The organism is Paraburkholderia sp. BR14312 (assembly GCF_040948675.1).
In the GTDB taxonomy this organism is placed as follows: Bacteria; Pseudomonadota; Gammaproteobacteria; order Burkholderiales; family Burkholderiaceae; genus Paraburkholderia; species Paraburkholderia nodosa_A.
The window spans coordinates 1-311 of the sequence record NZ_JBFPKI010000089.1; the positions used below are offsets into that span (position 1 = coordinate 1).

Annotated in this window: 1 protein-coding gene; it reads left to right on the forward strand. The window is 62.4% G+C overall.

Features of this window, described 5'->3' with window-relative positions:
- Positions 1-115: 115 nt before the first annotated feature.
- Positions 116-311 (forward strand): hypothetical protein (locus AB3X98_RS42135; RefSeq protein ID WP_368610458.1); only part of this gene is annotated, 196 nt, incomplete at its 3' end.

Here is a 311-nt window from a genome sequence, read left to right on the forward strand (position 1 = left end):
TCCGGCCGTCGAAGATCTGGGAGATCGTGCGCGAGATGCTCACGAGCTGGGACATGATGAAGCGGCGTCTGCGCGAAGGCGTGGAGTTCTTCCGCTTCCTGCGCGCACACGAGGCATGATGGACCGCGCGCATGCGACGGGGCGAACCGGCGCCATCGTTGCGATGGCTGTGACGGTGCTTGCGGTCGCTTCTGCTGCAATCGAAGTCATGCGTGCCGAATTGCCTGGCTTTTCGCACCTGCTCTTCGAATCGCTCGCGGTCCTAAGCGGTCTTTGCGCCGTGGTCGGCATTATCTATACCTGCACGGCGA